The sequence below is a fragment of the Aeromonas sp. Lyrl_2 genome (assembly GCF_051948815.1).
Taxonomy (GTDB): domain Bacteria; phylum Pseudomonadota; class Gammaproteobacteria; order Enterobacterales; family Aeromonadaceae; genus Aeromonas; species Aeromonas veronii.
In genome coordinates, this window is sequence record NZ_JAYJLJ010000009.1 from 144,156 (window position 1) to 161,200 (window position 17,045).

The window sequence follows — 17,045 nt, forward strand, 5'->3', positions numbered from 1 at the left end:
TCCCTAGCGCCGACGGTGGGGCGGACGCATGTCCGGCCAGGCACGATAGACATCGGGGATCTGATCCGGCCCGCTGATGCAGAGATCGAGATCGTGCAGCAGACCGTCTTTAATCCCGTAGATCCAGCCATGCACCGCCAGCTCCTGCCCCTTGCGCCAGGCGTTCTGGATGATGGTGGTGTGGCAGACGTTGGCGACCTGCTCGGCCACGTTCAGCTCGCACAGGTAGTCGAAGCGCTCATGCTCATCCTCGATGGCCTCCAGCTCTTCACCGTATTTGAAGTAGACATCCTTGATGTTGCGCAGCCAGTTGTCGATGAGACCCAGCTCCTGGTTCTGCATCGCGGCCTTGACGCCACCGCAACCGTAGTGACCGCAGACGATGATGTGCTTCACCTTGAGCACTTCTACCGCGTATTGCAGCACGGAGAGGCAGTTGAAATCGGTATGTACCACCAGATTGGCGACGTTGCGGTGGACGAAGACGTCCCCCGGCAGCAAGCCCATCAGCTGGTTGGCGGGGACCCGGCTGTCGGAACAACCAATCCAGAGGTATTCGGGGGCCTGCTGGGCAGAAAGAGTGGCAAAGAAATTGGGATCTTCGGCTTTGATCCGTTCGGCCCACTCACGGTTATTGGTAAACAGGTCGTTCAACAGTTTCACTTCTGCTCTCCCTAATGTGGCAGTGGCGGCAACATAACACACTCAAGGGTAACCAAAGCAAGGCCGACCAGATCCCTGCGAAACAAAAACAGGGCCATCAGGCCCTGTTTTTATGAGAGGAAGCATCAGGCTTCCATGGCATCTTTCAGCTTCTTGAGTGCGTTTTTCTCAAGCTGACGCACACGCTCGGCAGAGACGCCGTAGGTATCGGCCAGCTCCTGCAGAGTGGTCTTGCTGTCATCATCGAGCCAGCGGGCGCGGATGATGTGCTGACTGCGCTCATCCAGGGTGGCGAGGGCAGAACTCAGGCGACGGGTCGCGTGATCGTCCCAGTTGTCATTCTCGATGGTCGCTGCCAGATCGGAGGATTTGTCCTCCAGATAGTGAACCGGAGCGAAACCGCCCTCTTCCTCATCATCACCAACCAGATCGAACGCCTGATCGTAGTTGGCCATCCGCGCTTCCATCTCGGTCACGTCAGCGGCAGAGACGCCGAGATCGGCCGCCACTGCCTGAACCTCTTCGTGGTTCAGCCAGCCCAGACGTTTTTTGGATTTGCGCAGGTTGAAGAAGAGCTTGCGCTGGGCCTTGGTGGTCGCCACCTTGACCATGCGCCAGTTGCGCAGGACATATTCGTGGATTTCGGCCTTGATCCAGTGCACGGCAAAGGAGACCAGACGCACGCCGACCGTCGGGTCGAAGCGCTTGACCGCCTTCATCAGGCCGATGTTGCCTTCCTGAACCAGATCGGCCTGAGGCAGGCCGTAACCGGCATAACTCTTGGCGACATGAACGACAAAGCGCAGGTGCGACATAACCAGCTGGCGAGCAGCCTCGAGATCGCCATCCTGCTGCAAACGCTCAGCCAGTTCACGCTCTTCCTCTGCGCTCAGCACAGGAATAGAGTTTACTGCCTGGATATAGCCTTCCAGACTACCTTGCGGAATCAGAGCCATTGTGCGCTGCAATGAAGTTCCCATCTGTTACCTCTTACTTTTCAATCGAATCAGTCTAACACCCTGAGAGGGTCTGTCTACTGACCGGATGCCATTCTGCGGCGTGTATCAAAGAACATGCCCAGTTTTAGACCGGCTTATCTTAAGCCTGCAGGATGAATCATGAATGAACAGTCAAAAAAAGGGGGTCACAATGAAGGACCCCCGAAAAGTAGCATGCTAAGTCCATTGTTGCGGAGCTCGCAACCTTCACATGCTTGCCAAGTCTGACGAGCAAGGCAGAGGGGCCACACCCGTATAAATGCTTCAGCTTTAATAGACTGCTTATAAATCAGAAGGTTCACTGGATCTAGCGAAGATCCGGAAGATCATTGTTATTCAGAATACTCTGACTATGGGGGCCAAGCCAGAAACGGCCCCTCTTTTACTTGATCCGCCTCTCAAAATCCAGCGATTTACTTTGATGACAAAGTAATCAGGATGGTTCGATGTCGCGAATGTGGCGATGGACCGAGAACCAGGAGGCAATCAGCCCCAACAGGGCGCCCAGCAAGATCAGATTGATCCCGTCTACCGCCCCCATGCCAACCAGCCGGAAGTTACTGTTATACAAGCCCGCCAGCTCCTTCACCACCCCTTCACTCCAGATCACCATCACTTCGGTCAGCCACCAGGCGAGCATGCCACCGATCACCCCGAACCAGATGCCGGTATAGAGGAAAGGGCGATGAATAAAGGAATCGGTCGCCCCCACCAGCTTGAGCACTTCAATCTCGGAACGCTGGTTGAGGATGTTGAGACGCAGGGTATTGCCGACGATCAGCAACACGGCGGAGAGCAGCAGCACCGCGATACCGGTAATGGTGTGTCGCAGCAGGTTCATGATCCCCTGCAGCCGTGTCAGCCACTGCAGATCCAGCTTGCCCTGCTCGACCCCCACCTCGTTGTTGAGCTTGCTGAGCAGCTCGGCAGCCCCTTCCGGGTTCTGCCAGCGCGGATCCGGGATCACGCTCAACACAGGCGGTAGCGGGTTGCTGTCCAGATAATCGAGCGCATCACCGAAGCCGGAGATCTCGCGAAACTCCCGCAACGCATCGTCACGGCTCAGGTAGGTGACCGAATCCACCTCGGGATAGAGCAGGATCCTGTGCTGCAGATCGAGAATGCTCTGCTCCGGCAGATCCTTGCGCAGGTAAAGGGAGATTTGGGAACTGCTCTGCCAGCTCCCCTCCACCACCTCGGCGTTTTTCAGCAACACGTGGAAACAAGAGGGCAGCGCCAGACTGACGCCAAGCACCGCCAGCGTCATCAGCGAAGCGAGCGGATTGCGCCACAGCTCCCCGAGACTGGCAAATGCCTGCCGCACATGGTCAACCCCGTACATCATGAGACGGCGCAGCGGCGGTTGTTTATGACGAACGATAGCCATCAGAGCTCCTCCCCGGCCGAATACATGCGACCCGCCTTGAGGGTCAGGGTGCGATAGCGCATGCGAGCGATCAGCCCCAGATCGTGGGTGGCAATCAGTACCGAGACCCCAAAATTGTTGAACTCCTGAAATAGCCGCATGATATCCATGGAGAGCTGAGGATCCAGGTTACCGGTCGGTTCATCCGCCAGCAGCAGCGGCGGCTTGTTGACGATGGCACGGGCGATGCCGACCCGCTGTTGCTCACCACCGGAGAGCATCCGCGGCTGGTAACGCTCCTTGCCGAGCAGCCCCACCTTGTCGAGCGCCGCCGCCACCCGCTTGTTGATGTCCGCATGGCTGTAACCATCGATCACCAGCGGCAGCGCTACGTTGTCGAACACGGTTCGGTCCATCAGCAGGCGGTGATCCTGAAAGATCATCCCGATCTGGCGACGAACATAGGGGATCTGGCTGCGCTGGATATGGCTGACATCATCGCCATGAAAGAAGACACGACCATCGGTCGGGCGCTCCATCACGCTGATCAGTTTGAGGAGGGTACTCTTGCCCGCCCCCGAGTGCCCGGTCAGAAAGGCCATCTCCCCCTTGCGCAGGTGAAAGCTGACCTTTTGCAGCGCCTGATGGCCGCCGCTGTATACCTTGCTGACCTTGTCAAAACGAATCATAACGGTTCCCTGAAATTGACAAACCCCGACCGGAGTCGGGGCATGGAACACTTACTCATCACGGCTGAGCTGACTCATCGCGGCCGGACTTATTCATCGCGGCTGAAGAGCGCCTCGATGAAATCGTTGGCAACGAAGGGACGCAGATCGTCGATCCCCTCGCCCACCCCGATGTAGCGGATCGGGATCTGGAACTTGTCGGCCACCGCGAAGATGACGCCGCCCTTGGCCGTGCCATCCAGCTTGGTGAGGGTGATGCCGGTCAGGCCCACCGCCTCGCTGAACAGCTTGGCCTGGCTCAGGGCGTTCTGGCCGGTGCCTGCATCCAGAGTCAGCATGATCTCGTGGGGCGCCTCTTCATCCAGCTTCTTCATCACCCGCACCACCTTCTTGAGCTCTTCCATCAGGTTGCTCTTGTTCTGCAGGCGACCGGCGGTGTCGGCGATCAGCACATCAGCCCCGCGGGAGCGGGCGGCCTCGATGGCGTCATAAATGACGGAAGCGGAATCGGCACCGGTATGCTGGGCAATCACCGGAATGTTGTTGCGCTGGCCCCAAACCTGCAGCTGTTCGACCGCAGCGGCACGGAAGGTGTCACCCGCCGCCAGCATCACGCTCTTGCCCTCGGCCTGGAACTGCTTGGCCAGCTTGCCGATGGTGGTGGTCTTGCCGACGCCGTTTACGCCGACCATCAGGATCACATAAGGCTTCTTGCTGGTGTCGATCACCAGCGGCTGCTCGACCTTGGCCAGCATCTCGCCCATGTCCTGCTTGAGCAGGCCGTAGAGCGCCTCGGCATCCTTGAGCTGCTTGCGATCAGCGTGCTGCACCAGCCCCTCGATGATACGAGTTGTGGTATCCACACCGAGATCGGCGGTCAGCAGCTGGGTTTCCAGCTCCTCAAACAGCTCATCGTCGATCTTCTTGCCACGAAACAGGCCGAAGAAACCGGAGCCGATATTCTCTTTGGTGCGCACCAGACTGCGCTTGAGGCGAGCAAAGAAACCCTCCCGCTGCGGTTTGTCCTGGGTGTCGTCGTCCACCTTGGCGGCCAATGGCAGAGCAGCCAGTGCAGCGGCCTCAGCCTCCATCGCGGCGACCAGGCGCATATCTTCCGTGCGCTGGGCCTCTTTGGCGATACGGGCTTCTTCCGCAGCCTGAGCTTCAGCGGCAATACGAGCCTCTTCCGCAGCCTGAGCTTCAGCGGCAATACGAGCCTCTTCCGCAGCCTGAGCTTCGGCGGCAATGCGAGCTTCTTCCGCGGCGCGAACTTCTGCAGCAATGCGAGCTTCTTCCGCAGCGCGGGCTTCGGCGGCGATACGAGCCTCTTCTGCAGCACGAGCTTCGGCAGCAATGCGAGCCTCTTCCGCGGCGCGAGCCTCGGCAGCAATGCGAGCTTCTTCCGCAGCGCGGGCTTCGGCAGCGATGCGAGCCTCTTCCGCAGCGCGGGCTTCGGCAGCGATGCCAGCATCTTCTGCAGCGCGAGCCTCGGCGGCAATACGAGCCGCTTCAGCAGCTTGTGCTTCTGCGGCAATGCGAGCGGCGTCAGCGGCACGCTCCTCTTCGGCGACCAGCGCTTCGTTGACGATCACCGGCTCCAGGTCGGAAGCGCACTCCTCCACCACCAGCGGGCCGTGATCGTCCAGCTCGGTCGGCAGGCAGCAATCATCTTGCAAAACGGGATTCTGTGCGCTGGCAGGCAATTCGGGGGCAACAGCCGGCGTACTATCGGAAACAGTGGTATCGGAAACGGGAGCGGGGGTAGCAGTGACCTCGGGCTCAACGGTAACGGGGGTGGCTTGGGGTGTCTGTGGTTGGACAGCCTCAGCCTCTTCTTTCTTGCGGCCGAAACCCAGCCAGGAAAACAAACCTTTTGCCATCTAAAAATACTCACATCAAAGGCTGACTGCTAAGATAGCCGTCCCTTGGCGGGTCGGCATAAAAATGAACCGCCTTATACTACCACTTTATTTTCTGACGATGAAACGCGATGCCCAGAGTGAAATCCAGCCGTAGCAACCCGAGCAAGAGTCCCGCCCCGCAAGGAAAATCGGGCTTTGTAAGAATCATCAGCGGCCAGTGGCGAGGCCGCAAATTGCCGGTCAAGGATGTGGAGGGGCTCAGACCCACCACGGATCGCGTCAAGGAGACCATCTTCAACTGGCTGGCCCCCCACATTCGTGGCACCCGCTGCCTGGATCTGTTTGCCGGTAGCGGCGGACTCGGGCTGGAGGCGCTGTCGCGCTATGCCGAGCAGGTGACCCTGATCGAGATGGACAAAGGGGCCGCCGACCAAATCAAGAAGAACCTGACCGCCCTCGGCAGCACGCAGGGTCAGGTGATCCAGTCTGATGCGGTGAGCTGGCTGCAAGGCACTGCCACCCCGTTCGATCTGGTGTTCCTCGATCCGCCGTTTCGCCGCGAGCTGCTGCCGCAAGTGTGCGAACTGCTGGAGCAGCGCGGCTGGCTGGCACCGGACGCCCTCATCTATCTGGAGCGGGAGAAGGAGATGGCCGATCTGGCGCTGCCCGCCAGTTGGCAACTACTCAAGGACAAGCAGGCAGGTCAGGTCTGCTACCAGCTCTATCTGCGGGACACCAAGAATGACGCAGCTGTTTAAAGGGGGAGATGGGCGAAGTGGCCCTTCCCCGTCAATTTGGACAATGGCTCAAGGACAAGCAGGTCGATCAAATCAGGTCTGCTACCAGCTCTATCTGCGGGACACCAAGAATGACGCTGCAGTTTAAAGGGGGGGATGGGCGCAGTGGCCCCTCCCCGTCAATTTGGACAATGGCTCAAGGACAAGCAGGTCGATCAAATCAGGTCTGCTATCAACTCTATCTAAGAGAGGTAAACAATGAAGCGAGTCTTTAATCTGTTGGCGATGGGGCTGATATTGTTCTTCTGGTTTGGCGTGCTGGTGAGCCTGATTGCCCCGCTGCCCGGCAAACTCAACGGCTTTCTGCCGGTCTGCGGCGTGATCGTCGCCCTGCTGCACTGGCTGCAGGCCAGCATGATCAAGGCAGCTTGCAAACGCTACTTCGCTGTCACCAAGGCCGAATTTGTCACTGTGCTGATATTTGGCGTGTTTGGCATGGTCGACATTCGTCAGCGCCTGCAAGAGATCGTCAACGCCGCCCAGCGCGGCAATCTCTCGGACAAACCATAAAAGAAAAGGGGACGGCGGTAGCCGTCCCCTAGAGTCGTGTCGTCCTGTCCGTAGAACTGCAATGCTCCCTGCAATCCCTGACGTTATCCTAATCCTTTGGAATATCCCCTTTCCAATCCGTTGGCGTGTCCTGCGGCGTTCCTGGCCTGGCAATTCATCCTGAACTGCTTCACTGTCTCCATCCTGGAGGTGTCCATTACCACGTCCTGTGGGGTTCCTTGCGTCTTCCTGACAGATAACCATCCGGGTTATCTCACTTCATCCTGAAGTATTCCTCTCGCATCCGGCGAGGTCCTGTTCATCCTGAAGAACGAGGTTCCGTTCGTTCTGCTCCCATCCCGAGAGTGTCCTGCCGCATCCCGCGGTGTTCCTTTATTCATCCGTGACGATAACCATCCTGATTATCGAACTCATCCTGAGGTATCCCTTGTCCACATCCTGCGGACTATTCCATCTTTATGCGCTGCCCTGCATCCTGCCGGACCAGCTCCGTCCTTGTGAGACCCATACTAAGGAAATGCGCACCCCGAACAAGGGCCATCCGATGATAAAGATCCGATGCAGCTCCCATCTCAAAAAATGAACTTAAAAACTAACCCTTTAATATCAGTCATTTATTTAGTTTCACGGGAAAGCTCGATCATTCTGGCATGGCTTCGCGTACGGCTCAAAGCGCCAGCCTCTTACAGTCGCTATGGCAGATCTCTTACACGGGTTTCGCCCCCAAAAACGGGGCAGGAAAACGGTTCAATCCTGACGTTAAGACTTAAAAATTAGTTGAATAAATATGCTTAAAAAAACCGCAAAAAAAGAGCCGAGACCAGGCTCGACTCTTCAACATTCCAATTTTTTAATCAGCTCAAGCGGTTGGCCGGATTGAGATAGGCCTTGCGCAACGATTCCGGTGCCAGCACCTCCAGTTCACCGCCGATGTTGTTCAACCAGCTGCGAAACTCCGGGGTGTCCTGCACTTCGGTCTCCACCACCACGCTGCGCTTGTCATAGCGGGTCATGCGCGGATTGTTGCCGGGGATCTGGTTATCCACCAGCGACTGGCTGTTAGCATCGATCCGGCCGACGAAGCGGATCGGGCCGCTCACATCCTGATAGCCCTGATCGCGGATCAGCTTCTGGATGTTGAAATCCTTCGGCTGGGTGGCGCTGAAGTTGGTCAGCTCCACGTTCTTGATATGGTCGAACGGGATGCCGTAGACCTTGGGATCCAGCTCGGACAGAGTGCAGAGCAGGATCGGACCGTCCGGCTGATTGAGAATGCCGAGCGGGTTGATACGGTCGTAGCAGAGCCATACGGTGCGCTCTTTGATCACGCGCTGGATCTCGGCACTGAACTTGCGACCACGCCAGAGCGCATCGCGGATCAGGGTGCTGCGGCGGATCTCCGGGTTGCCGGCAAACGGACGCGGTGACTGGTGGACACTCTCCAGCCAGCGTTCGGCCAGTTCACTCTGGCTATCGCGGATCACCTGGCTCGCCTTGTCGACCAGCGGGTTCAATTCAGTCAGTACACTCGCCGGCAACAGTTGGCTCGCCTGATCACTCCAGGTTTTCAGGGCCACCGCCAGCGAGAGCGGCATTATATTGGCAAAGTCGTTGAGGCCGTGGCGCTCGAAGCACCAGCCATGGGGTTTGCTGCGCTCGTCCGAGGTGAGGTCGAACAGTCCCATGCCGGACATCTCCTCCAGGTCCCGTTGCACGGTACGCAGACTGACGTGGATACCTTCCTCTTCCAGTTTTACCTGGAGTTGGCTGGCGGTCAGCTTGTAAGGGCGGTGCGGGATGCAACGCGCCAAGGTCAGTTGTCGTAACAGCTTCTTGCTCATGGTGCTTGCCTTCACTGGTTTAGCGTTGACTGTATGCTAGTCGTGACTTGCGACAGTCTATGTCGCAAGTTTTGCTGCGACAACTGTCGCCATTTTCATACAAAACACACTAAACAATTGATTTATAAAGACAATGCACTCAAAAAAGGAGCCGCTAGAGGCTAAAATTAGCCAAAAATCCCTCAAATGAAAGTTCTATCTTGCGATTTGTTGTTAGCATAAAACTCCGATTAATTAATTCATCACAGAATATGATTTCAGGGGAGAGCATGACTCTCCCCTTTTGCTCACATCAGCCACGACCAGGCTGACTTGGTGATGGCCGCACCGACCATGTAGCCAAATACCGCCAGCGCTGCCACACCGGCCACCAGCTTCTGACCGCGGGCCGGGCGCTTGAGCGCCATGACACCCAGACCGATATAGAGCACCAGTGCAACCAGCTTGGCCATCAGCCAGGGTTGTTGACCCGGGCTCAACTGCAAGGCCACCGCCAGCAACACACCAAACAGCAGCAGGAAGGTGTCGTTGATATGCGGCAGGATCTTCAGCCACTTCTGCTGCAACCGATCGCTGCCGGCCAGCGCCAGACTCCAGCGATAGATAAAGAGCAGCAGACTGACCAGCGCCAGCGTCATATGCAGGTGCTTGAACATGGGATAATAGGCAATCATTTTGCTTCCTTGTCGTCGTCGGGTAACCCGCTATTCCAGTTGTGGGCATGGATACGCTCCTGCCCCTCCTCGTCGTCTTGCAACAGATCGGAGAGGATCTCCCGGTATTGCAGGCTCTTGTTGATATAAGTGTGTTCATCGTCCAGATAGTTGACCTGCTCGCGCAACAGCCAGTTATCGTGCTGCTTGAAGGTCTGCCCCGCCCGCCAGGCCTGGTTGGCCCGAAAACCGAGCTGGGTCAGGGCTTCCACCCCCAGATCGACCGCAGAGCCCAGGGTTTCCCGGTGAACGCTCTCGACCCCGTGTCGCAGGATCTCGTGGGCATGGGGTCGATCCAGAGCTCGCGCCAGGATCTTCAGGTGCGGGAAGTGCTTCTGCACCATCTCGATCACCGCCAGCGAGGTAGCCGGATCGTTGATGGAGAGCACCAGCAGCTTCGCCTTGTGCGCCCCGGCGGCATGGAGCAGGTCGATCCGGCTGGCATCGCCATAGAAGACCTGATAGCCATACTTGCGCAGGGTCTCTATCTGGCTGGCATCCTGCTCGAGGATGGTGGTGCCGATGCCGTGACCATGCAGCAGACGCCCCACGATCTGACCGAAGCGGCCGAAGCCCGCGATGATCACCGGATGCTCCACCAGCTCAGGTTGCTCATGCTGTGGTGCGTCGCTCTGGTTACGGTAATCGAACCAGGGCTGGATCACCCGATCGTTGAGGATCAGCAGCAGCGGGGTGAGCGCCATCGAGAGCGCTACCACCAGCGTCAGCAGCGAGATGGTCTCACCGGGCAGCACCCGGTTCTGGGCAGCAAACGAGAAGAGCACGAAGGCAAACTCGCCCCCCTGCGCCAACGCCAGCGCGAAGGTCCAGCGCTGACTCGGCGAGATGCGGATGATGAAGCCGAGCGCCATCAACACCAGCCACTTGAACACCATCAGGCCAACCACCAGCGTCGGGATGAGGAAAGGGTGTTCGGCAAACAGCCCGAAGTCGATCCCCGCCCCCACCGACATAAAGAACAGGCCGAGCAGCAAGCCTTTGAACGGCTCTATGTCTGCCTCCAGCTCATGGCGATATTCGCTGTCGGCCAGCACCACCCCGGCGAGGAAGGAGCCGAGAGCGGGCGAAAGCCCCACCGACTCCATCAACACAGCGATGGCGATCACCAGCAGCAGGGCGGCGGCGACGAAGATCTCCCGCATGTGGGACTGGGCGATGGCACGAAATACCGGCCGCATCAGGTAGTGGCCACCCAGCACTATGCCTGAGATGGCCGCGACCACCAGCAGACCATGCTGCCAACCCGCCAGCTCGGAGCCACCATTGCTGGCGACCGGCGCCATGGCCAGCAGCGGCAGCAGCGCCAGGATCGGAATGACCGCAATATCCTGAAACAGCAGCACCGCAAAGGCGGAGCGACCGCTCTCGCTCTGCATCAGCTTGCGCTCCTGCAGGCTCTGCAACACGATGGCGGTGGAAGAGAGCGCCAGAATGAGGCCGATGGCCAGCCCCTGTTGCAGCGGCAGACCGATCAGGTGCGCCACGCCGGTCAGCGCCGCCGTGGTGAGCAGCACCTGCAGGCCGCCGGTGCCGAGGATCGGCCCCTTCAGCTGCCACAAGAGGGCCGGACGCAACTCCAGCCCAACCAGAAACAGCATCAGTACCACGCCAAACTCGGCGAAGTGCATCACGTCCTTCTGCTCCCCCACCAGCCCCAGCAGAAAGGGGCCTATGATGATCCCCGCCAGCAGGTAGCCGAGCACCGAGCCCAGCCCCCAGCGCTTGGCCAGCGGCACCGCGATAACGGCGGCGGAGAGGTAGATAAAGGCATCAAACAGGATCCCGTGGCCCATCAGTCAGCCCTCCGTGTGAACATCAGATCCGGCTCATAAGCTCGGCCAGCAAGCTGCCAGTGTTTCATCAGAGCACCTCCAGCAAGTCGCGCAGATAAGGGCGCCCGGCCAGTTGCTCCGGGGTCAGCTGATCGTCACGCAGGGCACAGAGCAGCTGGCGGTAGTCCTGCCCGCAGCGGCGCAGGGCGGCGGGATCCTTGATCTTGTGGAACGAGTGGAGCACAAAAGGCGGCAACCAGTTCATGCCGCACAAGGTGGCCGCCTGCTGAAATGGCAGCAGAAAATCGAGCAGCGGTCGGCTGTTGTACCCCTCGCTGCAGTAGGACTCCGGCGCCCCGCCGGTGGTGATGGCGCTCAACCACTGCTTGCCCTTGAGGGCGTGGGCTTCGGGGCCGTAGGCGTAGCCATACTCCAGCACCAGATCCATCCACTCTTTCATGATGGCCGGGCAGGAGTACCAGTAAAACGGGTGCTGGAAGACGATGATGTCGTGCTCACAGAGCAGCGCCTGCTCCCGCTTCACATCGATGAACATGTCGGGATAGTGCTGGTAAAGGTCGTGAACAGTGACCCCCTCCAACCCCTCAATCGCCTGCAACAGCTGCTTGTTGGCCCGCGAGCTCTGCAACGCGGGATGGGAAAAAATAACCAGAATGCGTTTCATGACCACATCACCCGAACAAAGCCTTGCGGTGCAAGGCGAGGTAAACAGAAAAGGGGAGTCTGGGGAGCTGCATCGTAAAGGTGCACAGGAGAGCGACCTTATCAGGAAGCGCCATAGCCTGCCAACTCGGGGATCAGCTCCCGCAGCGCCGGATTGAGGGTCTGGTGGGCGGGATAGCAGAGCCCAATCCGGCGAAACATCCGCGGCCCGCTCACCGGCAGGGTACAGAGCCCCGCCTCATCCTCGACCAGCCCGTCCGGCAGAAAACTGATGCCGACCCCCGCCAGCACCAGCGCCATCACCAGCCCCTTGCTCTCGGCCTTGGCCACCAGATTGAGGGTAAGGCGGTCACAGGCCAGCAGGCCGATAGTCTGCTGATGGGCTTCGCAGGGCGGGCACTCAATAAAATCATAATGTTGCAGCTCGGCCAGCTCGATCCTTTCGCGACTGGCAAGGGGATGGTCGACCGGCACGCAGAGCACGTAATCCTCCTCCCACAGCGGCAGAAAGATCTCGTCCTCCCGGCGCAAGGCATCCAGCGTCAAGCGGCAGTCGGCGGGTGTGGTGTAGTCGGAGAGGGTGAGATCCAGCTGCGGCAACACGCGCTGTACTTGCTGCAACAGCCCGGCCACCCGATGGCGACTCAAGTCCGGCATGATGGCGATATTGAGCCTCGCACGCGTCGCCTTCTGGCGAAACAGCTCCGGCAGACGGCGTGCCTCCTCCACCAGCTTGACCGCGTGAGGATAGAGATAGTGGGCCGGATCTTTCGCCACCACCCCCTTCTTGCCCCGGACAAACAGGCTGTCACCGAGCGCCTCTTCCAGCTGGCGCAGCCCCGCCGAGAGGGAGGGCTGGCTGACGTGGCAGCGCTCGGCCGCCGCCGTGATGTTCTTCTCTTCATAGATGGCGATGAAGAAACGCAGCAATCTCAAGTCCAGCATAAACCAACCATAGTTTTTTCAGATGATAACCAGCGGAAAACAATATTTATCACTTATAGATGCAGTGACTATAGTGATTGGGTTCCGTGCTGGCCAGCCACCTGTTTGCTCAAACCGACTCTTGAATCAGAAGGAAAGACCCATGTCCAAATCTCTCGTCGTGATCACCGGTGCCTCCGCCGGGATCGGTGCCGCCATCGCCCGTGCCTTCTCTGCTGCCGGTCATCCGCTGCTGCTGCTGGCCCGCCGGGTCGAGCCGATGCAGGCGCTGAATCTGCCCGATACCCTCTGCATCGGGGTCGATGTGACCGACACCGCCGCCATGAAAGCCGCCGTCCAGCAGGCAGAAGCCAAATTTGGCCCGGTGGGCTGCATGGTCAACAACGCCGGTGTCATGCTGCTGGGTCAGGCCGATGTGCAGGATCCCGCCGAGTGGCAGCAGATGCTCAACATCAACGTGATGGGGGTGCTGAACGGCGTCCACGCAGTGCTGGCAGGCATGAAGGAGCGCCGCAGCGGCACCATCATCAACATCAGCTCCATCGCCGGTCGCAAGACCTTCCCGAACCATGCTGCCTACTGCGCCACCAAGTTCGCCGTGCACGCCCTGACCGAGAACATCCGGGAAGAGGTAGCCGATGTCGGCGTGCGGATGGTGACCATTGCCCCGGGTGCGGTCGAGACCGAGCTGCTCAGCCACACCACTGACGAGAGCATCAAGGCCGGTTACCACGACTGGAAAGATCAGATGGGCGGCGTCATTGCGCCGGAAGTGATCGCCGATGCCGTGCTCTACGCCTGGAACCAGCCTGCCAACGTCTGCGTGCGCGAGATCGTGCTGGCGGCGACCCGTCAGCAACCTTAATCCTGGCTGACTGACACCATGGGGAGTGCTTGACCCTCCCCCGGGGCACAGGGTTACCATGTGCCCCTTGTTTTTTCCGAGTCATTCCATGGTTCTCACCCGTCGCCAACTCGATCACGCCCGTCGCTGGCTCCCCTTGTGGAGTCTGGTGCTGGTGTTGATGTCGTTTGGCAGCCGGGCCGCAACCGACCTCTGTACCCTGACTACCCACTGCAGCCAGAGCGAGCGTACCCTGGAAAAAGCGATGCCCTGCGGCAGCTTTACCACCGCCCTCTCGATGACGCTGGTAGGCAGCGACAGCCTGACGGTCGCCGTGCTGGAACCGGATACCCCCGACTTCGCCTCCCCCTCTCTCTTTATGCCGGACGCCCCGTGCGAGCGGCTCGAACGTCCCCCACGCACCCGGATCTGAAACGCATCCCGTATCGGGCATCTTTTCTTTCAATCTGAGGTGAGTGATGTACAAACCCCTGTTACTGGCCATGCTGGCCGGTACCGTCAGCTTTTCGGCCCTCGCGGCCGAGAAGATGACCGTCTACAAATCCAAATATTGTGGCTGCTGCCAAAGCTGGAACGAGCACATGGAGCAGAATGGCTTCGAACTGGAGGTCATCGAAACCGAACAGCTCGGCGCAGTGAAGCAGCAATACGGTATCGCGCCGGAACTGGCTTCTTGCCATACCGGTATCATAAATGGCTATGTGATCGAGGGGCATGTACCGGCCGCCGATGTGCAGAAGCTGCTCAGGGAAAAACCGGCGATCCGTGGCCTGACCATTCCGGGCATGCCCCAGAGTGCACCGGGCATGGATATTCCGGGCCATCCCTATGAGGTACTGAGTATCAGCAACGAGGGCGCGACCAACCGCTGGTCGAGCTACCCCGGCTGACGAAAACTGGCCATGAGAGGGCACTCCCATATCATGTGAGGCACACCTGAGCGGACTCTTGCCGCTCATGGCCAGAAAGAGGGCCGCTATCGCGAGATAGCGGCTTTTTTTGATTACATTTCCTGCAATAACAAGGGATTGCTTGCAACCACCGGCAACAAGGGGCAGATTTAACGCCAATTCATGGAGCCGATGCTCAGGTCTACCAACCCTTTCCAGCGCCAAGGATGCGACATGTTTACCTTTTCCCGAGGAGTTCTGCTGCTAGCCTTTCTGACAGTTCTCCCCCCCACTTATGCCAATGAAGAGCCCGCCATGCTGACAAGCGAACATCCAATCCAGCCGCCCGTGGCCGCCAAACATCCCCGCACTCTGAAAAAACACGGGGATACCCGCATCGACAACTACTACTGGCTGCGTGACGACGAGCGGCAGAAGCCCGAGGTGTTGGACTATCTCAAGGCCGAGAACGCCTATACCGAGGCAATGCTCAAGCCGACCCAACCCCTGCGCGAACAGCTTTACAAAGAGATGGTCGCCCGCATCCCCCAGCAGGATGAGTCGGTACCCTATGTGAAGAACGGCTACCGCTACCAGACCCGCTATGAGCCGGGCAAGGAGTACGGGATCTATTCGCGCACCAAGCTCGGTGAAGAGCAGGCGAGCCTGCTGCTCGACAGCAACCTGCGGGCTGAAGGGCACGAGTTCTATGCCCTCGGCGCCCTTGAGGTGAGCCGCAACAACCGCTGGCTGGCGGTGGCGGAAGATTTCCTCTCCCGCCGTCAGTACCAGATCCAGTTCCTCGATCTGGAGAGCGGCCAGTGGGCCACCGACAAACTGGAAAATACCTCCGGCAATCTGGTGTGGGCCAACGACAACAAGACCGTCTTCTATGTGCGCAAGCACCCGCAGACCCTGCTGCCCTATCAGGTCTATCGCCACACGCTCGGGACGGATCCGGCCACGGACAAGCTGGTCTACGAGGAGAAGGATGACTCCTTCTACATCAGCCTCTACGCCACCACCTCGGAAGATTTCATCGTCATCGCCCTCTCCAGCACCACCACAGGCGAAGCGCGGCTGATCGATGCCAACCAGCCGGAGCACGCCCCCCGCCTGTTCCTGCCCCGTCAGGTGGATCACGAATACAGCCTGGATCACTACCGCGGCCGCTTCTATGTGCGTTCCAACAAGGATGGCAAGAACTTCGGCCTCTACGAGACCAAGGAGAGCCCGGTCGATCGCTGGAAGGCGGTGATTGCCCCCAATCCGGACGTGCTGCTGGAGAGCTACGCCCTGTTCAAGGATTGGCTGGTACTGGAAGAGCGCAACAAGGGGCTGACCCGACTGCGCCAGATCAACTGGCAGAGCGGTGACGAGAAGGAGATCGCCTTCGACGATCCCGCCTATGTCACCTGGCTCGCCTACAACCCGGAGCCGGATACCAGCGCCCTGCGTTATGGCTACTCCTCCATGACCACCCCCGCCTCTACCTATGAGCTGGATATGGCGAGCGGCAAGCGCACCCTGCTCAAGCAGCAGCCGGTGGCCGGCTTCAAGGCCGACCAGTACGCCAGCGAGCGGCTCTGGGTGACCGCCCGCGACGGCGTATCGGTGCCGGTGTCGCTGGTCTATCGCAAGGACAAGTTCAAGAAAGAGCAGGCTGATGCGCCCAAGAATCCGCTGCTGGTCTATGGCTATGGCTCCTACGGCGCCAGTATGGATCCCGACTTCAGCAGCTCGCGCCTGAGCCTGCTGGACAGAGGCTTCGTCTACGCCATCGCCCATATCCGGGGTGGTGAAGAGCTGGGCCGTCACTGGTACGAAGATGGCAAACTGCTGAAAAAGCAGAACACCTTCAATGACTTTATCGATGTCACCAAGGCGCTGGTTGAGCAAGGCTACGGTGCCAAAGATCAGGTCTACGCCATGGGCGGCAGCGCCGGTGGCCTGCTGATGGGGGCGGTCATCAATCAGGCGCCCGAACTCTATCGCGGCGTGGTGGCGCAGGTGCCGTTCGTCGATGTGGTTACCACCATGCTGGACGAGTCGATCCCCCTCACCACCGGGGAGTATGACGAGTGGGGCAACCCGAACCAGAAGCGCTACTACGACTACATGAAGAGCTACAGCCCCTACGATCAGGTGAAGGCGCAAGCCTATCCCAACCTGCTGGTCACCACCGGGCTGCACGACTCGCAAGTGCAGTATTGGGAGCCCGCCAAGTGGGTCGCCAAGCTGCGCGAACTGAAAACGGATGATAACAAGTTGTTACTGAACACCGACATGGACGCCGGCCACGGCGGCAAGTCGGGCCGCTTCAAAGCCTACGAGGATATCGCGCTGGAATACGCCTTTATCCTGGATCTGGCCACCCCGGCCAACTGATCCATTATGACCTCGGCCCTTGTCATTCAAGGGCTGCATAA

General features: G+C 59.2%; 16 protein-coding genes. 6 read left to right on the forward strand and 10 right to left on the reverse strand.

Going from position 1 to position 17,045, the window contains the following annotated elements:
- Window positions 1-3: 3 nt before the first annotated feature.
- The 5 genes from can to ftsY all read right to left on the reverse strand — a co-directional run bounded on the left by can (window position 4) and on the right by ftsY (window position 5,596).
- Complete coding sequence (gene can, locus VF684_RS10195) at window positions 4-663, reverse strand: carbonate dehydratase (protein WP_042076162.1); 660 nt, start codon at window positions 661-663, stop codon at window positions 4-6.
- A gap of 125 nt (window positions 664-788) precedes the next feature.
- Window positions 789-1,643 (reverse strand): RNA polymerase sigma factor RpoH, encoded by an 855-nt coding sequence (gene rpoH / locus VF684_RS10200; RefSeq protein WP_005339997.1) that lies wholly within the window; start codon window positions 1,641-1,643, stop codon window positions 789-791.
- Between the two features lie 451 nt (window positions 1,644-2,094).
- Entirely contained in the window at window positions 2,095-3,048 is a 954-nt protein-coding gene (gene ftsX, locus VF684_RS10205; protein ID WP_005339996.1) for a permease-like cell division protein FtsX, read from the reverse strand.
- The gene (gene ftsE / locus VF684_RS10210; protein ID WP_005339995.1) at window positions 3,048-3,716 is read right to left on the reverse strand and encodes a cell division ATP-binding protein FtsE; all 669 of its coding nucleotides are present in this window, start codon (window positions 3,714-3,716) and stop codon (window positions 3,048-3,050) included. Before ftsE ends, ftsX begins: the two co-directional genes overlap by 1 nt.
- Before the next feature lie 89 nt (window positions 3,717-3,805).
- On the reverse strand, window positions 3,806-5,596 hold the full coding sequence (gene ftsY / locus VF684_RS10215) for a signal recognition particle-docking protein FtsY (RefSeq protein WP_376899188.1): 1,791 nt from the start codon (window positions 5,594-5,596) through the stop codon (window positions 3,806-3,808).
- Window positions 5,597-5,706: 110 nt separating this feature from the next.
- Here ftsY and rsmD point away from each other — a divergent pair, with 110 nt between their 5' ends.
- Together rsmD and VF684_RS10225 are read left to right on the forward strand one after the other, a co-directional pair.
- Window positions 5,707-6,336 carry a 16S rRNA (guanine(966)-N(2))-methyltransferase RsmD gene (gene rsmD / locus VF684_RS10220; RefSeq protein WP_139730912.1) on the forward strand — a complete coding sequence of 210 codons (630 nt, stop codon included), beginning with the start codon at window positions 5,707-5,709 and terminating at the stop codon, window positions 6,334-6,336.
- A 237-nt stretch (window positions 6,337-6,573) separates the two neighbouring features.
- The gene (locus VF684_RS10225) at window positions 6,574-6,885 is read left to right on the forward strand and encodes a DUF1145 domain-containing protein (RefSeq protein ID WP_005342853.1); all 312 of its coding nucleotides are present in this window, start codon (window positions 6,574-6,576) and stop codon (window positions 6,883-6,885) included.
- 854 nt (window positions 6,886-7,739) lie between these two features.
- Here the strand turns inward: VF684_RS10225 and VF684_RS10230 are convergent.
- The 5 genes from VF684_RS10230 to VF684_RS10250 all read right to left on the reverse strand — a co-directional run bounded on the left by VF684_RS10230 (window position 7,740) and on the right by VF684_RS10250 (window position 12,861).
- On the reverse strand, window positions 7,740-8,726 hold the full coding sequence (locus tag VF684_RS10230; protein ID WP_005339987.1) for a helix-turn-helix transcriptional regulator: 987 nt from the start codon (window positions 8,724-8,726) through the stop codon (window positions 7,740-7,742).
- A gap of 287 nt (window positions 8,727-9,013) precedes the next feature.
- On the reverse strand, window positions 9,014-9,400 hold the full coding sequence (locus tag VF684_RS10235; RefSeq protein WP_005339984.1) for a SirB2 family protein: 387 nt from the start codon (window positions 9,398-9,400) through the stop codon (window positions 9,014-9,016).
- A complete protein-coding gene (locus VF684_RS10240) occupies window positions 9,397-11,253 on the reverse strand; it encodes a monovalent cation:proton antiporter-2 (CPA2) family protein (RefSeq protein ID WP_139730913.1) in 1,857 nt (618 codons plus the stop codon). Before VF684_RS10240 ends, VF684_RS10235 begins: the two co-directional genes overlap by 4 nt.
- 67 nt (window positions 11,254-11,320) lie before the next feature.
- Entirely contained in the window at window positions 11,321-11,917 is a 597-nt protein-coding gene (gene kefF / locus VF684_RS10245) for a glutathione-regulated potassium-efflux system oxidoreductase KefF (protein ID WP_005339958.1), read from the reverse strand.
- 101 nt (window positions 11,918-12,018) lie between these two features.
- Complete coding sequence (locus tag VF684_RS10250) at window positions 12,019-12,861, reverse strand: LysR family transcriptional regulator (RefSeq protein ID WP_236281480.1); 843 nt, start codon at window positions 12,859-12,861, stop codon at window positions 12,019-12,021.
- A gap of 142 nt (window positions 12,862-13,003) precedes the next feature.
- On the opposite strand from VF684_RS10250, the gene VF684_RS10255 reads away from it, so the two are divergent.
- The 4 genes from VF684_RS10255 (at window position 13,004) to VF684_RS10270 (ending at window position 17,004) form a co-directional block, all read left to right on the forward strand.
- Window positions 13,004-13,726 carry an SDR family oxidoreductase gene (locus VF684_RS10255; protein ID WP_005348556.1) on the forward strand — a complete coding sequence of 241 codons (723 nt, stop codon included), beginning with the start codon at window positions 13,004-13,006 and terminating at the stop codon, window positions 13,724-13,726.
- Window positions 13,727-13,814: 88 nt separating this feature from the next.
- A complete protein-coding gene (locus tag VF684_RS10260) occupies window positions 13,815-14,138 on the forward strand; it encodes a hypothetical protein (RefSeq protein WP_058056283.1) in 324 nt (107 codons plus the stop codon).
- Between the two features lie 46 nt (window positions 14,139-14,184).
- Window positions 14,185-14,616, forward strand: a complete 432-nt coding sequence (locus VF684_RS10265; protein ID WP_139441698.1) for a DUF411 domain-containing protein — start codon at window positions 14,185-14,187, stop codon at window positions 14,614-14,616.
- Window positions 14,617-14,850: 234 nt separating this feature from the next.
- Complete coding sequence (locus VF684_RS10270; RefSeq protein WP_180342825.1) at window positions 14,851-17,004, forward strand: S9 family peptidase; 2,154 nt, start codon at window positions 14,851-14,853, stop codon at window positions 17,002-17,004.
- Window positions 17,005-17,045 lie beyond the last annotated feature (41 nt).